Genomic DNA, 22441 nt, shown 5'->3' with positions numbered 1-22441 from the left:
GAAAAAGAGGACTGAATGGCGAGTAACAATGTAGCCCAATTTGCCACCGAGCTGAAGATGTCAGCAGATTTGCTGCTCACGCAATTGCGTGCGGCGGGCGTCAGTAAGAGCTCGACCTCAGATTCGCTGACAAAGGAAGACAAAGACAGGCTCCTGGAGCATCTGCGTCGTTCCCACGGCGTATCTGCGGACACAGAAAAAAAGAAAATCACCTTGACTCGTAAGGAAACGACCGAGATCAAGCAGGCGGATGCTACTGGGAAATCTCGTACCATTCAGGTTGAAGTTCGTAAAAAACGTACTTTTGTCAAACGTGATGATGCTCCTGCTGATGAAGCACAGGGCGCAGCACCAGTTGATGCCGCTGAGCAGGCGCGTCACGAAGAAGAAGCGCGCCACGAAGCTGAGCTGATCGCCCGTCAGGAAGCCGAATTGCTTGAGAAACAAGAGCGTTTGGCCAAACTGGAAGCTGAAAAAGAAGCCCAGGCCCAGGCCATGCGTGAAGCTGAATTGGCCGAAGCTGCCAAGGCAGAAGCTGAAAGAGTCAAGGCTGAACAGGCTGCAGCAGCAGCCAAGGCTGCCACCGTTAAATCGCCAGATGCCAAATCCGCAGATGTAAAACCTGCGCAAGTTGCTGTAGCTGTGGACGAAGATAAAAAACGGGTGGATGCAGAAGACGCCAAGAAAAAAGCGGTGACCGACGCCAAAGAAGCGGTCGAGCGCGCTGCTGCAACTGAAAAAGCCAGAAAAGCTGTGGCTGACGAAGTTGCGCAAATTAAAGAAATGATGAACGCAGCACGTCGCCCGGCAGCCAAGGCGGCGGAGCCAGCTCCCGCAGCAGCGCCGAAGGTGGCTGAAGGTACTTTGCACAAGCCGACTGACAAAAAAGTCGCAGAGAAAAAGCCTGGTGCACCTGCAGAGAAAAAAGACGAAAAGAAACCAGCTGTTGCTGACAAGAAGGCGATCAAATCCGCCAATGTGTCTTCGACCTGGCAGGATGATGCAGCGAAAAAACGCGGCGGTGGTCTGAAAACTCGCGGTGATACTTCCGGTGGGCGTGATGGCTGGAAAGGTGGTCCTAAAGGCCGTCGCAACAATCACCATGATGACCGTGAATCCAACTTCCAGGTGCCGGTAGAAGCCATCGTCAAAGATGTGTTCGTACCTGAAACCCTGACAGTGGCTGAACTGGCACACAAAATGGCGGTCAAGGCATCCGAAGTCATCAAGCATTTGATGAAACTGGGCCAGATGTGCACGATCAACCAGGTGCTTGATCAGGAAACAGCAATGATCCTGGTGGAAGAGATGGGCCACAAAGCCTTTGCTGCCAAACTGGATGATCCTGAAGCCATGCTCACGGATGCTACAGAGCACGGTGAATATGAATCCTTCCCACGTGCACCGGTAGTGACAGTCATGGGTCACGTTGATCATGGTAAAACTTCCTTGCTGGATTACATCCGTCGCGCCAAAGTTGCGTCTGGTGAAGCCGGTGGCATTACCCAGCACATCGGTGCTTACCACGTTGAAACACCGCGTGGCATGATCACCTTCCTTGATACACCAGGCCATGAAGCGTTTACTGCGATGCGTGCCCGTGGTGCCAAGGCGACCGATATTGTTATTCTGGTGGTGGCTGCAGATGACGGTGTCATGCCGCAGACCAAAGAAGCGATTGCCCATGCGAAAGCAGCTGGCGTGCCTCTGGTTGTTGCCATCAACAAAATTGACAAACCTGGTGCCAATGCAGATCGCGTGACACAAGAATTGATCGCTGAAAGCGTTGTGCCTGAAGAATACGGTGGTGATTCACCATTCGTGCAAGTATCGGCAAAAACTGGTCTGGGTATTGATTCCCTGCTGGAAAATGTCTTGCTGCAAGCTGAAGTGCTGGAATTGAAAGCACCGAAAGATGCACCTGCCAAGGGTCTGGTCGTGGAAGCACGTCTGGATAAAGGTCGCGGTACTGTTGCCACTATCCTGGTGCAGTCCGGTACCCTGAAGCGTGGTGACGTGGTATTGGCCGGTTCTTCTTATGGTCGTGTCCGTGCGATGCTGGATGAAAATGGTGCAAATATTGCCGAGGCAGGTCCATCCATCCCGGTAGAGATTCAAGGTCTGACAGAAGTGCCGTCCGCTGGTGAAGAAGTCATGGTCATGGCTGATGAACGTAAAGCACGTGAAATCGCCCTGTTCCGCCAAGGTAAGTTCCGTGACGTCAAATTGGCGAAACAGCAGGCAGCCAAGCTCGAAAACATGTTTGAAAACATGGGCGAAGGCGAAGTCAAGAACCTGCCTATTATCGTCAAGACCGACGTGCAAGGGTCACAAGAAGCACTGGTGCAGTCACTGGTCAAATTGTCGACCAGCGAAGTGCGTGTGCAGGTTGTGCATGCGGCAGTTGGTGGGATTTCCGAATCCGACGTCAATCTGGCAGTTGCTTCCAAAGCGGTCATCATTGGCTTTAACACCCGTGCTGATGCATCTGCCCGTAAATTGGCAGAGTCGAATGGCGTTGACATCCGCTACTACAACATCATTTACGATGCTGTAGATGAAGTCAAAGCAGCCCTGTCCGGCATGCTGGCACCAGAAAAGCGCGAACAGATCATTGGTATGGTCGAGATTCGTCAGGTTTTCGTGGTCAGCAAAGTGGGCGCGATTGCCGGCTGTCTGGTTATCGACGGTATGGTCAAACGTACATCTTCTGTCCGTTTGTTGCGCAACAACGTGGTTACCTGGACAGGCGAGCTGGATTCGCTCAAGCGTTACAAAGACGATGCCAAAGAAGTCAAAGCCGGTCTGGAATGCGGTCTTTCACTGAAAGGCTACAACGAGATTCAGGTTGGTGATCAGCTTGAAATATTTGAAGTACAAGAGATAGCACGTACGCTCTAAAAACTTCAACCCCGGACTTGTCCGGGGTTGTTGTTTGGTGCGTAGAAAATAATTTATGGCAAAACATAGTAAAAATATCCCCGGTCGTGGCCTGCGTGTAGCAGACCAGATACAACGTGACCTGGCAGAAATCATCTGGTCTGAATTGAAAGATCCGCGTGTAGGCATGATCACGCTGACGGAAGTGCAACTGACTCCCGATTACGCGCATGCAAAAGTGTATTTCACCACGCTGGTGGATGATCCTGTCGCAATCAAGAACACAATTGAAGCCCTGGTCAAGGCAGCCGGTTTCCTGCGCAATCAACTGGGTTTGCGTTTGCATATCCATACCTTGCCGCAACTGCATTTTGTACATGACACATCCACCATTCGTGGCATGGCCATGTCAAAATTGATAGATGAAGCCAACGCCACTCGCGCCAAAGACGACGGCGAAGACTAATCGAAGTCAGACCGAAGATTGGTCAAAGACTTGAAATACGCACGTGGCCCGGCGACGGGCTGCTGACAACATGACGACTCCGCAGATTAAAAGAAAGCGCGTGCCTGTGCACGGCGTATTGCTATTGGATAAACCTGTCGGTTTTTCCAGCAATGATGCCCTGATCAAAGCCAAACGCTTTTTGAATGCCGCCAAAGCCGGGCATACCGGTACGCTGGACCCATTTGCCACTGGCTTGCTGCCTTTGTGCTTTGGTGAGGCCACCAAATTTTCCCAGGACTTGCTGGAAGCTGACAAAACCTACACTACCGTCGTACACCTTGGCGTCACCACGACGACAGGGGATACCGAAGGTGAAGTGCTGGAAGAAAAAACGGTAGAAGTCAGCCTGGAAAAAATTCAGCAAGTATTGCAACAATTTACCGGCCCTATACAGCAAGTGCCACCCATGTATTCGGCGCTCAAACGCGATGGCAAGCCTTTGTATGAGTATGCGCGTGCCGGCATCACCCTTGAACGTGAAGCGCGTAGCGTCGTTATTCATGAACTTGAATTCTTGGCCTATGAAGCACCTTTCCTGAGCCTGAAGGTCAAATGCAGCAAAGGTACCTATATACGCGTGCTGGGTGAAGACATTGGTGCAGCGCTGGGTTGTGGCGCCCACCTGAAAGAGTTGCGACGCGTGGGGGTGGGCCATCTTGTTTTGGAGAAATCCATTACCCTGGAACATCTTGAGAGTTTGCCCGAAGCAGAGCGTCTGGCATTGCTGGACCCGGTCGATGCCTTATTGTCCAGTTTTTCCCCTGTCTACCTGAACGATGAACTGTCGCGCCGGTTTTTGCATGGTCAACGCCTGGCATTAAACAAAGAAGAAGTCACTTTACCCATTGAAACTGGCCGCGTTCGCGTCTATCGTGAAACGGACGGGCAATTGCTGGGTTCGGCCCAGTTGCAGGAATACGGCATCCTCGCGCCAGAGCGCCTGATTGTCACTGGTGATTGAATTTGTCATCGCGCGGTAGCAACTCCTTGAAATAATAGGAGTTTTTCTGCTTTTGCGATGCAACATGTTATAATCGCAGGTTATCCGATTTACCTCATAGATTTACCCAATAAGAACGCTATCATGTCTACTACAAAACGCGCTATTCGTAACATCGCCATTATCGCCCACGTCGATCACGGCAAAACCACTCTGGTTGACCAGTTATTGCGTCAGTCCGGTACATTCCGCGACAACCAGCAGGTTGATGCCCGTGTGATGGATTCGAATGATATCGAAAAAGAGCGCGGTATCACCATTTTGTCCAAGAACTGTGCTGTTGAATACAAGGGCACACATATCAACATCGTCGATACTCCGGGCCATGCTGACTTTGGTGGTGAAGTAGAACGTGTTTTGTCCATGGTAGACAGCGTTTTGTTGCTGGTCGATGCACAAGAAGGCCCAATGCCACAAACGCGTTTTGTGACACGTAAAGCGCTGGCACTGGGTTTGAAACCTATCGTTGTCGTCAACAAGGTTGATCGCGAAAATGCCGATCCACAAAAAGCCGTGAACGCGACTTTTGAACTGTTCGACAAACTCGGTGCAACTGATGAACAACTCGATTTCCCTATCGTGTATGCATCCGGTTTCAAAGGCTATGCAGGTCTGGAAGACACCGTGCGCGAAGGTAACATGGAGCCTTTGTTCGACGCTATCCTGAAACACGTTCCTGCGCGTGAAGATGATCCGAATGGCCCGCTGCAATTGCAGATCACGTCCCTGGAATATTCTTCCTACGTCGGTAAAATCGGCGTTGGCCGTATCCTGCGTGGCCGCGTCAAGGCATTGCAAGACGTAGTCTGGATGAACGGTCCTGACGACAAGCCAACCAAGGCACGTATCAATCAGGTATTGACTTTCCAGGGCCTGGATCGTGTACTGGTTGACGAAGCACTGGCTGGTGACATCGTGCTGATCAACGGTATTGAAGAAATCGGTATTGGCTCCACCATCTGCGCACCGGACACGCCTGAAGGCTTGCCGATGTTGAAGATTGATGAACCTACACTGACCATGAACTTCATGGTTAACAGCTCGCCATTAGCTGGCCGTGAAGGTAAATTCGTGACTACACGTCAGATCCGTGACCGTCTGGAACGTGAATTGAAATCCAACATGGCGCTGCGCGTCGTGCAGGCTGAAGGCGATGATTCCACTTACGAAGTTTCTGGCCGTGGTGAATTGCATCTGACTATCCTGATCGAAAACATGCGCCGTGAAGGTTTCGAGCTGGCCGTATCCCGTCCACGCGTGGTGTTCAAAATGGTCGATGGCGAACGTCACGAACCATATGAAAACCTGACCGTTGACGTGGAAGAAGTCAACCAGGGTGGCGTCATGGAAGAATTGGGTCGTCGTCGTGGTGACCTGCAAAACATGGAACCGGACGGCAAAGGCCGTGTGCGTCTGGAATACCGTATTCCGGCACGTGGCCTGATCGGCTTCCAGGGCGAATTCATGACATTGACACGCGGTACAGGCTTGATGAGCCATGTGTTTGATGAATACGCAGCCGTCGACAATTCCAAAGGTGAACTCGGTGGCCGTCGCAATGGCGTGCTGATCTCGCAAGATGATGGCGCAGCAGTTGCCTACGCCATCTGGAAATTGCAAGATCGCGGTCGTATGTTCGTCAGCCACAATGACCCAGTGTATGAGGGAATGATCATCGGTATCCATTCCCGTGACAATGACCTGGTGGTGAATCCGATCAAAGGCAAGCAATTGACCAACGTTCGTTCTTCCGGTACAGATGAAGCGGTGCGCCTGGTTCCACCTATCCAGATGAATCTGGAATACGCGGTTGAATTTATTGACGATGATGAATTGGTTGAAGTCACACCTAAGAGCATTCGTCTGCGCAAGCGCTTCTTGAAAGAGCACGAACGTAAAAAGGCATCACGCGAGGTAGCATAATCTCTGCGCATTGACGCTTATTGACGCGGTCACGCCGCGTTAATATCAACCCGTTTTGCTCTAGCCTTCACGGCCAGAGTCAAACGGGTTTTTTATTTGGATCAACATGCAAAATAAAATGACTCACCGCAAAGCGGTGATACTGATGATCTGCGCTGCAACTTTGTGGAGTATTGCCGGTGTATTTACCCGTCACCTGGAAGTAGCGCGTGGTTTTGAAGTGACTTTCTGGCGCAGTTTTTTTGCTGCCATATTCATTGCTGGCGTCATGCTCAGACAATACAAGTGGGCCTTTATCCCACGCCTGCGTCTGCTGGGCAAGTTGGGCATCTTGTCAGGTTTTATGTGGGCCATCATGTATAGCTGCTTCATGATTGCGCTGACCATGACTACCGTCGCCAATACCTCCGTCATGGAAAGCCTGTCGCCATTATTCACGGCCTTGCTGGCCTGGCTGATATTGCGTCAAAAAATTCCTGCGCGGACCTGGTGGGCGATTGCCGCTGCCTGCGCCGGTATGGGCTGGATGTTTGTCGGCAGTATTTCAGAAGTTGACAGCCGTGGCTTGCTGGGCATGCTGATTGCCTTTGGCATACCGCTTGCAGCGTCCGCCAATGTCATCATACTTAAAAAAGGTGGGCATGCAGTTGATCTGGTGCCAGCTGTATTCATGGGCGGCACGATTTCTGCACTGCTGATGCTGCCATTTGCCTGGCCGTTTCATGCTTCGTTGCATGACATCATCATTCTGGCAATCCTCGGTTTTTTTCAGCTTGGCTTTCCCTGTATGTTGATGGTCAAAGCGTCCGGCAGCCTGACTGCACCAGAGATTGCCTTGCTATCTTTACTGGAAGTCTTGCTGGCACCTATCTGGGCCTGGCTGGGGGCTGGTGAAGTACCTGCTGCTGCCAGCATTTATGGCGGTGCTGTGGTGTTGATTGCTCTGGTTTTCAATGAACTGACGGCCATGCGCGGGGATTGATCTGCATCAAATATTGGAAGGGTAAATTTTGCAGGGGCAGGGGACGGTTATACAATCGCGAACATTTTTCTTTTCGGATCATCCCACCATGTTAAAAGCACCAGAACTTCTCTTGCCTGCCGGTTCGCTGGAAAAAATGCATGCCGCCTTCGACTTTGGCGCTGATGCAGTTTATGCAGGGCAGCCGCGGTATAGTTTGCGTGCACGCAATAACGAATTTTCTACCCTTGATGTATTGCAGCAAGGCATAGATGGTGCCCATGCACGCGGCAAGCTGTTTTTTGTGGCCAGCAATATCTTCCCGCACAATAGCAAACTGAAAACCTATCTGCGCGACATGGAACCCGTCATTAATATGAAGCCGGATGCCCTCATCATGGCAGACCCTGGTCTGATCATGATGGTGCGCGAAAAATGGCCAGAAGTGCCGGTACATCTGTCAGTGCAGGCTAATGCTGTCAACTGGGCCGATGTCAAATTCTGGAAGAAAATGGGCCTGACCCGCGTTATCCTCTCGCGTGAATTATCGCTCGATGAAATAGAAGAAATCCGTCAGCAATGCCCGGATATGGAACTGGAAGTGTTCGTCCACGGTGCCTTGTGCATTGCCTATTCTGGCCGCTGTTTGTTATCTGGTTACTTCAATCATCGCGACCCCAATCAGGGTACCTGCACCAATTCCTGCCGCTGGGATTACAAGATTGAAAATGCAACTGAAAATGAAACCGGTGACCTGGCGCGCATCCCTGTTGAAAGCATTAAATTCAATTACCAGCAAGCGTTGGAAGAAGCCAATCAATCCTTCTCTGCTATGGGCGACATGCCGCGCCATCCCCTGGCTGATCGCCCTTACCTGATAGAAGAAGGCGGCAAGCCTGGTCAGTTCATGCCCATACTCGAAGACGAGCATGGCACCTACATCATGAATTCCAAAGACTTGCGCGCCGTTGAACATGTGGAGCGCCTGGCTAAAATCGGCATTGATTCACTGAAGGTCGAAGGCCGCACCAAGTCTTTGTATTATGTCGCCCGCACGGCCCAAACCTATCGCCGCGCAATTGATGATGCGGTTGCCGGTCGCCCATTTAACCCAGACTTATTGGGCCAGTTGAATGGTCTCGCCAATCGCGGTTATACCGATGGTTTTTATCAGCGCCACCATACACAAGAACATCAAAACTATATGGAAGGTGTGTCGCAGGCACACCGCAGCCAGTATGTAGGGCAGGTCTTGAACGTGGTGGATGGTTGGGCAGAAGTCGAAGTCAAAAACCGTTTTGCCGTTGGTGACGAGATAGAAATCATTTCGCCAAATGGCAATGAAATAATCAAGCTGGCAGAAATGCGCAATAGTGACAATCAATCCCTGAACATCATAGGTGGAGCAGGGTATAAGGTACGCATTCCGCTGGATGCCAAATATGAAAAGGCGCTGCTGGCCAGAATGTTGTGATGCCTGTTATGTTTGGCATGCAATAATCTACAGTTTCCATGTTGCGCCATGACCTGGCGCATTGCTGCTTACGTCTGTGCTGATGTCTGCGCCTATGTCTATTGATAATGCCTGCTGTTGATTCCCGTTTCCTGTTGCCCGGCCTGCTGCTCATGGCGTATGCCATCATGAGCCTGGTCACCCTATGTCTATACGCCATCGACAAATCTGCTGCCGGCAAGCGTGGCCCCAGAATTTCTGAACGCACATTGCTGCTATGTGGGCTGGCAGGCGGCTGGCCCGGTGCCATCCTTGCCCAAAGCGTTTTCCGCCATAAAACACAGAAGACCTCTTTCAGGCGCACTTTTTTTGTTACTGTCATCCTTAATTTGGCATTACTCATTGCTATTGTTAGCATGTCATAAATAGCTTTTGTATTATTGATATAATTGCATCTCAATAATGTTCGTCAAGGCAAGCAATGGTGAGGGTGGAATGACAGATCTGGTATGGGTAAACGGGCAAGAAAAAGTGGACTGGCAGGCACTGTCAGACTTATACAAAATCGCCCCCTTGGGTAACAAGCCGGCAAGAAACCTGGAAATCGTATTTTCCAATAGCATGTACAAATGCTTTGTCTATGTCGGTGAGCAACTGGTCGGCGCTGGCCGTGCATTAGCCGATGGTGTTGATTGTTCATATATTTGCGATGTTGCCGTTCACCCGGATTTTCAGGGAGTCAAACTGGGCAAGGCTATCGTCAATCACCTGGTAGAGCAATCAAAGGGCCACAAGAAAATCATCCTGTATGCCAACCCGGGCAAGGAAGGCTTTTATCAAAAACTGGGGTTTCATCCCATGAAAACAGCCATGGCTATTTTTGCCGATCATCAGCAGGCCGTTGCTGCGGGCATTATTGCTGAATGACATGCTTAAGCATGTGAGCGTTCAGGAGAGCATGCATAAGGCAGGTTTGTTGGGCGGAAAAATGCAAAAAAGCCCGGTTTTTATACCAGGCTTTTTAAGCTAAGCAATTGATTTGATTAGCAAATTCTTGGGGTGATCGATGGGGTTCGAACCCACGACAACAGGAATCACAATCCTGGACTCTACCAACTGAGCTACGACCACCACTGTGTTACGCCCTTGCATTTGTAACGCAAGAGAGCTGTGCATTATACGAGGAAACGGGCATTCTGGCAATACTTTCTTTATAGGCAGCTTACCTGAAGCATGTTTTAGCCACCACCGCCCATACTGCCGCCCATGCCACCACCGCCCATTCCCCCACCCATTCCACCGCCACGCTGGCGTCCCATGCCACCTTTTTGCTTGCCACCTTCGCCTGATTCTGGGCGTTTCATTTTGTCTTGATCCTGTGTCGCCCTCAATGACGATAACATGAACATTTGCAGCATTTGTCGCTGTTTGTCGTCCAGTGCGTCATTGATGGTCAGTACCAGCTCGCGCATTTGTTTATTTTCTTGTGCGGTGGTTTGTTCTTCTTGCTCGATTTGCGGTGTCAGGTCACGCAATTCAATACTGTTTTGTTCCAGACGCTGTTCCAGCTCTACCTGCATGCGTTCGCGGCGTATGTCACGCTGGCGGCGCATGGCTTGCAGTTTATTTTCTGTCTGTTGCCATAGCACTTGCTGATTGGCGTTCAGGTTCAACTCTTTCTTCAATTCATTTGCTTTCGCCAGCAGGCCATCAAAGCGCAAGTCCATGATGGGGGTGGCCTGTGCCTGTTGAGCGAGTAAAGCTGAAAAAACCATACTCAATGCAAAAACGAAATTCATGGAAGTTTTGTTCAACATATCTGGATTCCTGTATATCGACATGGTGTGTTGAAATAAAAAAGCCTACGCAAATGAATGCGTAGGCAACCTCACTGTCGTAGTGAGTTGAAGGATCGTGCAAGAAAACAGGGTCAATATATTCCTGCGTTTGCCCGTGCTGACAAGCTATTACAAATTCTTACGTATGTACTGATAAGGACATAAAACAGATGTTCAACGTTACATGAATCTTTACAATTCATACGTTTCTCTACAGTTTGATACAGACAAAACGAGTATCGTTCCTGAATTTTTTGGATCAGGGATCAGGAGTGACGATGGATGGTGAAGAATGTTATTCGGAAAACTGCTCTTCGCGATTTTTTTCCTGCAAGGCAACTTGCTGCATGCGTTCAACGGCTTCCAGCAATAATTCTGGCTTACCCAGCGACAGTTTCTTGCTGTCAGACAAAACTTGCCTGAAGCTGCGTGCACCGGTCAGACCTGTCATCAGACCCAGCATGTGGCGCACGATGGTGTTCAGGCGCAGGCCTTTGCCGTCGTTGCCATACAATTCAAGTTGACGATGTATGTAAGGCACCATGCAGGCGAGGACTTCTTCGCGTGTTTTGACCGGGCTGTCATCACCATAAAAGTGAGCGTCAAAACCAGCCATGAAATAGGGGTTGTGATAAGCCTCGCGCCCTATCATGACGCCATCCACATGTTGCAGATGCAGGTCCATTTCTTGAATCGTTTTGATGCCGCCGTTAAGGATGATTTCGAGGTGTGGAAATTCCTGCTTCAGGCGGTAGGCATAATCGTATTTCAGCGGCGGAATTTCGCGATTTTCTTTTGGGGTCAGCCCCTTGAGAATCGCATTTCTGGCGTGCACGACAAAAGTCTTGCAGCCGGCTTCTGCTACTGTGCCAACGAAGTCGCGCATGAATTCATAGGAATCGACATCATTGACACCTATCCTGTGCTTCACCGTCACATCAATGGATACTGCATCTTTCATGGCCTTGACGCAATCTGCCACCAGTTGCGGTTCAGACATCAGGCAGGCACCAAATGCGCCTTTTTGCACGCGTTCAGAAGGGCAGCCGCAGTTCAGATTGATTTCGTCGTAACCCCATTCCCCGGCCATTTTTGCGCATTCTGCCAGGTCGGCAGTTTCGCTGCCACCCAGTTGCAGGGCTACCGGGTGCTCATCCGGATTAAATTCCAGATGACGTTGCACATCACCGCGCAGCAGGGCTCCGGTGGTGACCATCTCGGTGTAGAGCCAGGTATGGCGGGTGATATGGCGATAGAATTGGCGGCAATGTCTGTCAGTCCAGTCCAGCATGGGGGCAACAGAGACGCGGCGCGAGGGCGTTACAAGTTTATTCACGATAAAACGAAACAGCGATTTACAATCCGCTATTGTAACCTGCATGGCGATTTTTACCTTTCAGTCCGGCTTGCCCGGATACATCAGGATGCATTGATCATTTTGCTATCTTGCAAAAATGCTGATTTGTGTTGCCAGGATTTATTTCAATAAAATTACGTAAGTGAAGGGACTTGTGTGCGCGAGCGCGCATAGAAAATTTACCTGACGTGATAGCCTGTGCTCAGAATTCTGCCTGTACCAATGCAATGCAGAAATGTTACTGGAACCTGGGCTTAAAAACGCGAATGCTTCAAACTCATAGCCCTTTGCAAAATCATTTGCTTGCTGCGTTGCCCTCTGCGGAGTTTGGTGCTTTGGCGGCAGGACTGGAATTGGTCCTGATGGTCGCCGGCGATGTGTTGTATGAGTCTGGGGTGAGGCAACAATTCGTTTATTTCCCAACTACAGCCATCGTTTCTTTGCTCTATGTTCTGGAAGACGGGATGTCAGCTGACATTGCCGCCGTCGGTAACGAAGGCGTGGTGGGAATTTCATTGTTTATGGGCGGTGATACCACACCCAATCGCGCAGTTGTTCAAAGTGAGGGCTATGCTTACCGCTTGCGTGGCCAGATTCTAAAAATTGAATTTGACCGTGCAGGCCCGCTCTTGCGGGTGTTACTGCGTTATACCCAGGCGCTGATTACGCAAATGACGCAGACAGCCATTTGCAACTTGCATCATACGGTTGAGCAACAATTGTGTCGCTGGCTGTTGTTAAGCCTGGACCATCTGTCCTCTGATACTGTTCATATCACTCAGCAACGCATTGCCAATGCGCTGGGGGTGAGGCGCGAAAGGGTGGCGGAAGCTGCCGGGCGCTTGCAGCGTGCAGGGTTGATTCGTTACAGTCGTGGTGCCATCTCGGTACTGAACCGGCCTGGCCTGGAAAAAATCGCCTGTGAATGTTATGTCGTGATCAGGAAAGAATTTGATCGCCTGCTTTCTGATATTCCGTTTCAGTAGTCTCCTTCCAGCAATATTCGGTTCGATTATGCAGGCTCAACTCGACTTGTGAGTGATGGCGCACATACAGCATGGCTAATCCTGCTACTCTGTAGGTAGATAATCCAGTCTAACCAATCCATGTCGTTCCGTACCGGGATGGCAGCAAAAAGCCAACGCCATGACCGACTCGCATAACCCTTTGCAAAATCATTTGCTTGCAGCATTGCCGCGCGCAGAATTTGAACGTATTGCCATCCATCTTGAATTGGTGGTTATGCCGTTGGGCCAGGCCCTGTATGAGGCTGGTGCAACACTGAGTTATGTTTATTTTCCGACGACTTCCATCGTTTCGTTACTCTATGTGCTTGAAAACGGAGCATCCGCCGAAATTGCCATTGTTGGCAATGAGGGGATACTTGGTATTTCACTTTTTATGGGCGGGGAGACCACACCCAGCCGTGCTGTTGTTCAGTGTGCGGGTTATGGCTATCGCCTGCAAGCACAATTCCTGAAAGATGAATTTAATCGCGCTGGCCCCTTTCTTCGTTTGCTGTTGCGCTATACCCAGGCTTTGATTGCCCAAATGACACAGACTGCCGTCTGTAATCGCCATCATTCAATAGAGCAACAGCTTTGCCGCTGGTTATTGTTGAGTCTGGACCGTTTGCCTTCAGATTCGGTTTCCATGACGCAGGAATTGATCGCCAATATGCTGGGGGTGCGGCGAGAAGGCGTGACTGGTGCGGCTGGCAATATACAAAGATTGGGATTGATTAACTACAGTCGCGGCAAGATCGATGTAATAGATCGCCCTGGTCTGGAGAAAGTAGTTTGTGAATGTTATGCCGTCGTCAGACGTGAGTTTGATCGTTTGCTGACCGATATTGCGCCTGGCGACCCTTTGCATATATTGGGCCCATCTGATCCACGCACCTTAGTCCATTCCCGTGCCAATGGTAATTCAGATGAAAGTCACATAGTTAGTTAAATCGGATAGACGTTATGTTGAGTTTTTTTTGTTAAATCACTTTGGTCTGTGCGCTGGCACACAAAGGATTTATATCCAAAGGTGCGATAGTTTGCCCAAGTGCGGATAATTACGCCAATTTGATGATGTGCTCGGTTCTTTTCTGAATTTGCCGGTATGGGTGGCATCTTGTGGAGTCTTGTTTATTTTTCTATATGTGTGATATCGAACAGACGCGGAAAACATAAGTGTTCTACAGTTCATCAAGCGGAATATTGTGCGCAGGGTGAAGGCGTGCGTGTTCCTCCTCTTATTCTTCATGAAAAGCAGGAGCTTGATATGCCTATGACCAATGATCCAAACCAAAATTACCTGCTGGCAGCATTACTGGATGCCGAGTTTAATCGCCTGTCACCGCATCTTGAACTGGTGTCCATGCCCCTTGGGGATGTTTTATACGAGTCTGGTGGCAAGTTGCAGTACGTGTATTTTCCGACTACCTCTATTGTTTCTTTGCATTACTTGCTTGAAAACGGTGGATCTTCTGAAATTGCCGGGGTTGGAAATGAAGGGGTGGTGGGTATTTCTCTTTTCATGGGCGGGGACAGTACACCAAGTCGTGCAATTGTGCAGACAGGTGGATATGGCTATCGCCTGAAGTCGCAGATATTGATGGAGGAATTTAATCGGGCGGGGCCAGTGTTGCGTTTGTTGCTTCGCTATACCCAGGCGCTGATTACCCAGATGTCGCAGACAGCAGTATGCAATCGACATCATTCGGTTGAGCAACAATTGTGTCGCTGGTTATTGCTGACTCTGGATCGTATGCCCACCAATGAGCTGACGATTACCCAGGAATTGATTGCCAATATGCTGGGTGTGCGGCGCGAGGGGGTGACAGAAGCTGCCGGTAAGCTGCAAAGCTACGGCTATATTCGTTATCGTCGCGGTCACATAACGGTGACGGATCGTGGTGGCCTGGAAGAAAATGTTTGTGAGTGCTATGAAGTAGTAAAGAAGGAATTTGCGCGTCTTTTATGCGATGTCAGGCAACGTCAGGGTGATCAGTCTGCGTCTGTCACAACTTTGCCGCAGGTACGCAAGCTGGGAGTGTTGGTCAACAGGATCAGTTTGTGAGATAAGGCATTAATTTTTTGTCGGATTCAAAATAGCAACATTGCTTTTTTCTTTCAGGAAGAATCATGGAATGTATCTCACCGCTATAGGTCAACACGCCCTGATTTTAGATGATAACTTTTTGAAAGAATGTATGCTGGAAGTCGCTGAAATATTGAGTGCGAAGATTTTGATCGTGGATGATCAGAAAGCCAATGTGGTGTTGTTGGAGCAGATGCTGCTCAATGCCGGGTATACCGCTGTCAGCTCGACCCTGGATCCACAAGCCGTAGGTGTTTTACATGCGGCGAATCGGTATGATTTGATTTTGCTGAATCTGCAAATGCCATCCATGGATGGATTTGAAGTCATCGATTTGTTAAGAGAACTGGAACAGGAACCTTACTTGCCAGTTCTGGTTGTGACTGCCGAGCCCAGCCAGCAAATGCGGGCATTGCTTGCCGGTGTCAGGGATTTCGTCAGTGTGCCTTTTGACTTGATTGTGGTGCAGACGCGCATACGCAATATGCTCGAAGTCAGGCTGCTATATCAAAAGCTGGAAGCCAATAATCAGCGCCTGGAAGAACTGGTCCTGGAGCGCACGGCAGAATTGCGTGCAAGCGAAGCCCGGTTCAAAAGTTTTACCCAATTATCTACCGATTGTTATTGGGAACAAGACCAGCAGGGCAATTTCACCAGCGTATCCGGCCCTGTCTTTGAAATGCTGGGCATTGTAGATGACCAGACGCAGGGCATTTCACCTGCAGGCTTACCAGGCTGGAATGTTGAAGAACATGCGCAGCTGGATGCCAACATCAAAAACCGCCGCCCTTTTCTGGATTTCATTTACAGTCGCAAAAGGGAAGATGGCAGCATGCAATATCTGCAGGTCAGCGGTGAACCCATATTTGACTCAGCCAGCCGTTTTACCGGCTATCGCGGAATCGGCGTTGATGTTACCCTGAAAGCGCGTTAAGCACGCGCTACTGTATTGTCAGAACTCATCTCTGATGAATGAGTTCTGATATGCTCAGGCTACCATTTGCTGCTGCAATTTTTATTTTACTCATGACTGTTTCAAATACTATCGAAGAAACCCAGACGGCTGAACCAGAATCATCCTGGTTAAAGAAACTGGGGCCGGGTTTGATTACCGGTGCGGCAGACGATGACCCCAGCGGTATCGCCACCTATTCCCAGGCCGGTGCACAGTTTGGCTTCAATATGCTGTGGACAGTTCTGTTCACCTATCCATTGATGGTGGGCATACAAGTCGTCAGCGCCCGTATAGGGCGGGTCAGCGGCCATGGCCTGGCGACTAATATCCGCCGTCATTATCCGGCCTGGTTGTTATATACCATCGTTAGCCTGCTGCTGGTTGCCAATACTATCAATATTGCTGCTGACGTTTCTGCCATGGGTGAAGCATTGAAACTGTTGATCGGTGGTAAGGCACACTGGTATGCGGTTGGGTTTGGCATCATCTCTTTGCTGCTGCAGGTTTTTGTGCCTTACCGGCGCTATGTTCGCCTGCTGAAATGGTTGACCCTGGCTTTGCTTGCTTATGTGGCTACGGTTTTTGTGGTGCATATTCCCTGGGCCGAGGTTGTGCGGAAAGCACTGATGCCGCAGTTATCCTGGAAGCCGGAATATATAACCACCGTGGTGGCCGTATTTGGTACTACCATCAGCCCCTATCTTTTTTTCTGGCAAGCCTCGCAAGAGGTGGAAGAAATGGATGCTGATCCCGCTGCACGACCCTTATTGAAGGCACCGGAGCAGGCGGCTGCCAATCTGAAGCGCATCAAAATCGATACCTATATCGGCATGGCATTTTCCAATCTGGTGGCGTTCTTTATTATTTTGACGACAGCAGTGACACTGAATTTGCATGGCATCAGCGACATACAGACTTCTGCCCAGGCAGCATTGGCACTGCGCCCGATTGCCGGTGAATTTGCATTCATGCTGTTTAGTGCAGGTATCATAGGCACCGGTTTACTGGCCATACCTGTGCTGGCTGGATCATCTGCGTATGCCATGGCGGGCGCATTCAAATGGAAAAATAGCCTGGAACGTTCGCCCATGAATGCAAAGCAGTTTTACGCGATTATTGCGTTGTCGACTGTGATTGGCATTGCGCTGGGTTTTACTTCCATAGACCCCATCAAGGCGCTGTATTGGAGCGCCGTCATTAATGGTGTTATTTCTGTTCCCATCATGGCGGTGATGATGTTGATGGCAGCAAGATCCGACATCATGGGGCGGTTTGTGATTACCAGCAGGTTAAAAATATTGGGCTGGCTGGCCACAGTGATGATGGCTGTTGCAGTCGTCGCCATGTTCGCAACTCTTTAGGTCCATTGTGGCAGCGGGCAGGGGTGTTACTGATACTTATTCCAACGCATCAGGCGTTCATCGGATGCTTCCTTGATCAGATGTCTGGCCTTCAGGCTATCTTTTTCTACCTGCTGGCTGCCGGTTTCCAGTTCCATGGCTAAGGCCTGGATGGCGACCGGATAGTCAAGTTCGGCGGATTCTTCCAGCCATTTTCTGGCCTGTTGCGTATCCTGTTCTACACCTTCACCTGCCGCATAGGCATTCGACAGCAAAAACATGGCCTGGGCATTGCCTTGCTGGCTGGCGATTTTTAGCCACTGGACTGAGCTTGCCACATCTTGCGTCACGCCTTGCCCATATTTTGCCATGCGTGCCAGCATGAAGCTGGCTTTGCCATTCTTGTTTTTGGCCGCTGCTTCATACCATTTCCATGCTTGCGCATAATTTTGTTTCAATCCCAGGCGTTCTTTGTAGTGTGCTTCTGCCAGTTGGAACTGGGCTTGATCGTCACCACCATGCGCCGCTTTTTCCAGCCACAGCAGGGCGTCGGCATAATGTGCCGGTACGATGGAAAAAGCTAGCCCCAGTTCACGCTGGGCGACCGGGCTGCCTGCTTGCGCCCATTTATTCAGCGCTTCCAGTGCCGAGGGCGATTGTGCATGAAGGGCCTTCATGCCGGCAGATTCAATTTCTGCTGTACCTGGTATGGTAGCTGCCGGGGTACAGGCATTCAAAAGAATCAGGGCAGCGACCGTCAGTGCATATTCTACATATCCGGTTTTACTCAGCTTGTGCATGGTAGATTGCAAAAAGGAATGGATCATCATAAAAACAGTACCCCCCATGAGGGAGGTACTTGGAACTAAGCAAAATAAATAAAATAAACGATATATTTTATTTGCTCAAATCTATCGTGTATTTAGAAAAACCGCTGGCATCCAAACTGCCTTCTGCCTTGACGCGGCTTAATCCCAGATTTTGTGCAACTGCCAGTTTACCCGGGGCAGAACGCAAGATTACAGGGCCTTTGGTATCGACTTTGACAAAGCTCCAGCTTTGGCCCAGACCATTGCCAGTGCTGGTGACTTTGCCTTGCTTTTTCAGGAAATTGCTAACGACAGCCTGATTGGCATCGGGAGACTTGATGATAGTTTTGCTGCCATCAATACCAGGGAAGTTGCCACCACCACCAGCACGATAATCATTGGTCGCCACGATAAAATCATCAGTATCTGCAATTGCCTTGTCTGCATAGGTCAGGTTGACGATGCGTTTGCCGCCTGGCTGGGTGACATCGATCTGGTACTTCAGTGCATTGTTGTCTGCATAGAAGACATCGTAGTTGAAGATGGTCGAATACGATGGCACCAGGTCTTGCTCGGCTGTCATTGTCGGGTCGATCTGGGCAAATTGCTTGGCAGCTGTTTCCAGCCAGTTTTTCAGATCCAGACCCTTGATTTTGACTGCCTGCAAGTTGTTGTTACCGTACAAGTAAAGGTCGCCCGGATTACGCACCTGCAGGCCAAATGGTGCCGCCGGTGTGGCATTGGGGGCGACATCCGTAAAGTCGGTAGGGCCATTGCGGCCAGCCTTGAATGGCGCACTGCATGAGATGACCGGGATGGACTTGTAGCTGGCTATCGTGGCATCGGTCGAATTGGCAATGAAGTTTTTTACATAATCGATTTGTGCCTGATTGACGATCTGGATGGCGGTTACATCGCCGACCAGCGAGAAGTAGGCAGACATTTCGAAATCGGTAGTCGTGCCCAGCGGCTGGGTGGCATAGTTGATGGTGGCTTTGTGTTCGGTATCCACCAGTGGCGCGATTGAGGCATCAGCGTCGATGTTGGTTGTGCCATCTTTGTATTTGAAGCCGCGTGCTTCTACATTGGTCTGGTCTTTTTGCACTACCCATTTGCCACTTTGGTATTTCAGTACCATTTGTATGATACCCAGACGACGGCCCCAGCTTTGTGCCATGACGGCTGGTACGCCGTTGACCAGGCCCTTGACGGTATCCACCTGTGCAGTTGGCAATGCAGCGAGCGAAGCATCAACGGCTGGCGCGCCGACTTCTTTTCCTTTGGGGAAAATTAAATGTGAGTGGCCCAGCATCAGTGCATCGATACCGGTGGATGCCAGATACAGACTGCCGTTTTCCATTTTTGGGCTGTATGGTGATGCATCCAGTCCGCCATGCGAAAGGGCGACGACCAGATCAGCGCCTTTGCTGCGCATTTCGGGTACGTATTTATTAGCAGACTCTTGCAAGCCATTGACCATGACCTTGCCTGCCAGGTATTTCTGGTCCCAATCCATGATTTGTGGCGGCACGAAACCAATGATGCCGACATTGAGTTTGACGCTCACGCTGCTGCCATCTGGTTTGGTGGCAGTGAATTGCTTGCCGACGATAGAGTAGGGATTGAAGATAGGCTTTTGATTGATAGCGCCGACCACGTTAGACAGCACCAGCGGGAAGCTGGGTGAACCGCAATTGCCAGTTTTGCTGACATCAGGCAGACCAAAATCAGTATTGGTAATTTGGCTGAGGAAATTCAAGCCATAATTGAATTCATGATTACCCATGCCGGCACCATCGTATTTCAACGCATTCATGACCTTATATACTGCCATGGTGCCGCTACAGGTTACCGGTGCGGCCAATGCCTGGTAGTCACCAAGCAAGGTACCCTGGATAACATCGCCATCGTCCAGCAGCACGTTATTGGGGTTTTCGGCGCGCGCACCATTAATCAGTGTGGCAGTTCTTTCCAGACCCAGGCTGGTATCCGCCTTCAGACCATAATAGTCGTAGCTGAGTACGTTCTGGTGTATATCGGTAGTTTCCAGCAAGGCGACCTTGAGTATGGTTCCTTCAGGTATTGCATTGGGGTCAGCGACAGGATTACTGCTGCTGCAACCGGCCAGCGCAATTGCTGCAACTGGCGGCAACCAGGAAAATTTTTTCATACATTCTTTCTGAATAAACATCACATTAAGCATCACATTGAATAGCAAGTAAGGGAGTCGTTGAAACTGACGGTTTTATTTGGACCGTTGAGACAGATAATCCATGCACGACAAGTGCGCGATTATCATGACAAATTATGTCCATAGCATGACATACTATTAACATAATACTGGGTATCACGAACTGGTGATGTTGATTGAAGATTAATGAATTAATTCCTTACCAAATTGTCGTCGAACTTGCATGTGACTATCAGCCTTTTGCAAATATAATCTCGCACCTGTTATGCATTTTTAATTCCGTGTTTTCGGAATTTCATTCACTAAGCAAATACTCATGTCGCTTTCATTTCTTTCTTTGCCTGGCTCTCTTATTTCTGCCACCAAGTCTTCAAAATCTGCGGATAGGCCAGTTTGGCGGCAACTGCTTTTGTCTGCCTTGCTTCTGGCAGGTATCAGTGCCTGTAGCACGGCTCCACAACAGCCGAATCCTGTGGTAGTACCGGCTATACCTGTTGCCAGGACACTCAAGCCTATACGTATCGGTCTTGCGCTGGGTGGTGGTGCCGCACGTGGTTTTGCGCATATTGGCGTAATCAAGGCGCTTGAATCGCAAGGTATCTTTGCTGACGTGATCGTCGGTACCAGTGCTGGTAGTGTGGTTGGTGCCATGTATGCTGCTGGTAACAATGGCTTTGCCCTGCAAAAAATGGCGCTGGATATGGATGAAGCAACGATTTCTGATTGGTCATTGCCGCTGTTTTCCAAATCCAGTGGCGTTTTGAAGGGTGATGCCTTGCAGACCTATGTCAATCGCCTGGTGGCACAGGCACCGATAGAAAAGTTGCGGAAACCTTTTGGTGCCGTGGCCACTGATCTGGCGACCGGACATGCCGTGCTTTTCCAGCGCGGTAACACGGGTGCTGCCGTGCGTGCGTCGTCGGCTGTGCCTGGCGTCTTTCAGCCAGTGAGAATCAATGATCGCCTGTATGTGGATGGCGGTCTGGTATCACCGGTGCCAGTGCGCTTTGCTCGTGAAATGGGGGCTGATATCGTGATTGCTGTCAATATTTCTGCGCAGCCTGAAACGCTGGTTTCAAATAATACGCTGGACGTGTTATTGCAAACCGTAGCTATCATGGGGCAAAGCATTAATCAGTTTGAGTTGAAGCAGGCAGAAATCGTCATCCGGCCAGAATTGCCTGGCATGAAGGGAAATGATTTTGCCGGTAGAAACCTGGCGATCCTGGCGGGCGAGAAAGCTGCCATGGCGATGATGCCAGAGATTAAGCAGAAAATTAAGGCGATGCAGGAACGTTGATTACTGACGAAATCTTGCGATTTCAACGATGGGGCGGAGCAATTGCTCTGCCCTTATTATTTTGCTGCTGATCTGTCGCTGCCGTTTGCACGCTTGATATTGCGTGGCAGCTGTTGTTCAGAATTGCGGGGGGATTATTTGATTTCGTTTTCGTTGATGCGACGTGCACCGCTGAAACGTTTTTTCCAGTAAGCGATGTCCATACTCTCTACGCGAACCTGGCCACCAGCTGAAGGGGAGTGGATGAACTTATTGTCGCCCAAGTAAATGCCAACGTGTGAAAAGCCGCGCTTGAGTGTGTTATAAAAAACCAGATCGCCCGGCTGTAAATCTTTTTGTTCTATCTGTTCACCTACACGGCTTATTTCTGCCGAGGTGCGGGGCAGATTGGCACCCAGTACATCCTTGAATACATAGCGTACAAAGCCACTGCAATCCAGGCCATTTTCTGGTGTATTACCACCGCGTTTATAACGTATGCCCATCAAGTCCATCGCTTTAACAGTCAGGTCAGAAGCACGTTGTTTGATTTCTTGCAGTTTTAAATAGGCGGTAGAGGATTCGGGGAAGGGATTGTCGGCGCTCCAGGCAGGGGTGACTGCTGCTGTGAGCAGCAATGTCGAAATAAGCACTAATTTGGCTTTCCTTGCTTTTCTGGAAACGTTTATTAGCATCTTTGCACCCGGTTGGAAAAACCGTTCAACTTTAAGCGAACTCTTAAAAAATGTAAACCATTCGCGAAAATTTCTGACTTGCAATTATTACCAAATGTAATTACTGCTGATTTGTTTGTTGATTTGTTATCTGGAAAAAGGTTAAAACTGTTTGTATAC

At 49.8% G+C, this 22441-nt stretch carries 19 protein-coding genes and 1 tRNA gene; 14 read left to right on the top strand and 6 right to left on the bottom strand.

The genetic code is table 11. The features are described from left to right. Window positions 1-15: 15 nt before the first annotated feature. From infB to AC1RVX_RS05630, 8 genes are all read left to right on the top strand, one after another. The gene (infB, locus tag AC1RVX_RS05665) at window positions 16-2901 is read left to right on the top strand and encodes a translation initiation factor IF-2 (RefSeq protein ID WP_493215592.1); all 2886 of its coding nucleotides are present in this window, start codon (window positions 16-18) and stop codon (window positions 2899-2901) included. 55 nt (window positions 2902-2956) lie between these two features. Next, window positions 2957-3346 carry a 30S ribosome-binding factor RbfA gene (gene rbfA, locus AC1RVX_RS05660; protein ID WP_493215591.1) on the top strand — a complete coding sequence of 130 codons (390 nt, stop codon included), beginning with the start codon at window positions 2957-2959 and terminating at the stop codon, window positions 3344-3346. 70 nt (window positions 3347-3416) lie between these two features. After that, a complete protein-coding gene (truB, locus tag AC1RVX_RS05655) occupies window positions 3417-4349 on the top strand; it encodes a tRNA pseudouridine(55) synthase TruB (RefSeq protein ID WP_493215590.1) in 933 nt (310 codons plus the stop codon). Between the two features lie 123 nt (window positions 4350-4472). Then, window positions 4473-6311: a translational GTPase TypA gene (gene typA, locus AC1RVX_RS05650; RefSeq protein WP_493215589.1), complete on the top strand. Its 1839-nt coding sequence runs from the start codon at window positions 4473-4475 to the stop codon at window positions 6309-6311. A gap of 118 nt (window positions 6312-6429) precedes the next feature. After that, a complete protein-coding gene (locus AC1RVX_RS05645; RefSeq protein WP_493215588.1) occupies window positions 6430-7293 on the top strand; it encodes a DMT family transporter in 864 nt (287 codons plus the stop codon). Between the two features lie 88 nt (window positions 7294-7381). Continuing rightward, on the top strand, window positions 7382-8746 hold the full coding sequence (trhP, locus tag AC1RVX_RS05640; RefSeq protein ID WP_493215587.1) for a prephenate-dependent tRNA uridine(34) hydroxylase TrhP: 1365 nt from the start codon (window positions 7382-7384) through the stop codon (window positions 8744-8746). A gap of 107 nt (window positions 8747-8853) precedes the next feature. Continuing rightward, a complete protein-coding gene (locus AC1RVX_RS05635; RefSeq protein WP_493215586.1) occupies window positions 8854-9150 on the top strand; it encodes a DUF1294 domain-containing protein in 297 nt (98 codons plus the stop codon). A gap of 70 nt (window positions 9151-9220) precedes the next feature. Continuing rightward, window positions 9221-9652, top strand: a complete 432-nt coding sequence (locus tag AC1RVX_RS05630) for a GNAT family N-acetyltransferase (protein WP_493215585.1) — start codon at window positions 9221-9223, stop codon at window positions 9650-9652. A gap of 128 nt (window positions 9653-9780) precedes the next feature. Here the strand turns inward: AC1RVX_RS05630 and AC1RVX_RS05625 are convergent. The 3 genes from AC1RVX_RS05625 to dusA form a co-directional block, all read right to left on the bottom strand. Next, a tRNA-His gene (locus tag AC1RVX_RS05625) sits at window positions 9781-9856 on the bottom strand. 107 nt (window positions 9857-9963) lie between these two features. Then, window positions 9964-10542, bottom strand: a complete 579-nt coding sequence (locus tag AC1RVX_RS05620; RefSeq protein WP_493215584.1) for a hypothetical protein — start codon at window positions 10540-10542, stop codon at window positions 9964-9966. A 316-nt stretch (window positions 10543-10858) separates the two neighbouring features. Further along, window positions 10859-11944, bottom strand: coding sequence for a tRNA dihydrouridine(20/20a) synthase DusA (gene dusA / locus AC1RVX_RS05615; protein WP_493215583.1), 1086 nt, complete (start codon window positions 11942-11944; stop codon window positions 10859-10861). 242 nt (window positions 11945-12186) lie between these two features. On the opposite strand from dusA, the gene AC1RVX_RS05610 reads away from it, so the two are divergent. From AC1RVX_RS05610 to AC1RVX_RS05590, 5 genes are all read left to right on the top strand, one after another. Next, the gene (locus AC1RVX_RS05610; RefSeq protein WP_493215582.1) at window positions 12187-12906 is read left to right on the top strand and encodes a Crp/Fnr family transcriptional regulator; all 720 of its coding nucleotides are present in this window, start codon (window positions 12187-12189) and stop codon (window positions 12904-12906) included. A 160-nt stretch (window positions 12907-13066) separates the two neighbouring features. After that, on the top strand, window positions 13067-13876 hold the full coding sequence (locus AC1RVX_RS05605) for a Crp/Fnr family transcriptional regulator (protein ID WP_493215581.1): 810 nt from the start codon (window positions 13067-13069) through the stop codon (window positions 13874-13876). Window positions 13877-14194: 318 nt separating this feature from the next. Then, complete coding sequence (locus AC1RVX_RS05600) at window positions 14195-14992, top strand: Crp/Fnr family transcriptional regulator (RefSeq protein WP_493215580.1); 798 nt, start codon at window positions 14195-14197, stop codon at window positions 14990-14992. Window positions 14993-15125: 133 nt separating this feature from the next. Next, complete coding sequence (locus AC1RVX_RS05595; RefSeq protein WP_493215579.1) at window positions 15126-15947, top strand: response regulator; 822 nt, start codon at window positions 15126-15128, stop codon at window positions 15945-15947. A gap of 92 nt (window positions 15948-16039) precedes the next feature. Further along, entirely contained in the window at window positions 16040-17329 is a 1290-nt protein-coding gene (locus AC1RVX_RS05590; RefSeq protein ID WP_493215578.1) for an NRAMP family divalent metal transporter, read from the top strand. A gap of 26 nt (window positions 17330-17355) precedes the next feature. Here AC1RVX_RS05590 and AC1RVX_RS05585 read toward each other — a convergent pair whose 3' ends face one another. Further along, entirely contained in the window at window positions 17356-18108 is a 753-nt protein-coding gene (locus AC1RVX_RS05585; RefSeq protein WP_493215577.1) for a tetratricopeptide repeat protein, read from the bottom strand. Window positions 18109-18205: 97 nt separating this feature from the next. After that, window positions 18206-20287: a bifunctional 2',3'-cyclic-nucleotide 2'-phosphodiesterase/3'-nucleotidase gene (locus tag AC1RVX_RS05580; protein WP_493215576.1), complete on the bottom strand. Its 2082-nt coding sequence runs from the start codon at window positions 20285-20287 to the stop codon at window positions 18206-18208. A gap of 337 nt (window positions 20288-20624) precedes the next feature. On the opposite strand from AC1RVX_RS05580, the gene AC1RVX_RS05575 reads away from it, so the two are divergent. Continuing rightward, the gene (locus tag AC1RVX_RS05575; RefSeq protein ID WP_493215575.1) at window positions 20625-21608 is read left to right on the top strand and encodes a patatin-like phospholipase family protein; all 984 of its coding nucleotides are present in this window, start codon (window positions 20625-20627) and stop codon (window positions 21606-21608) included. Between the two features lie 134 nt (window positions 21609-21742). Here the strand turns inward: AC1RVX_RS05575 and AC1RVX_RS05570 are convergent, their stop codons facing one another. Next, window positions 21743-22240 (bottom strand): C40 family peptidase, encoded by a 498-nt coding sequence (locus AC1RVX_RS05570; RefSeq protein WP_493215574.1) that lies wholly within the window; start codon window positions 22238-22240, stop codon window positions 21743-21745. Window positions 22241-22441: the final 201 nt, after the last annotated feature.

Source organism: Undibacterium sp. GW821-FHT11B02 (genome assembly GCF_058808955.1).
This window is presented reverse-complemented; position numbering and strand designations above follow the sequence as displayed.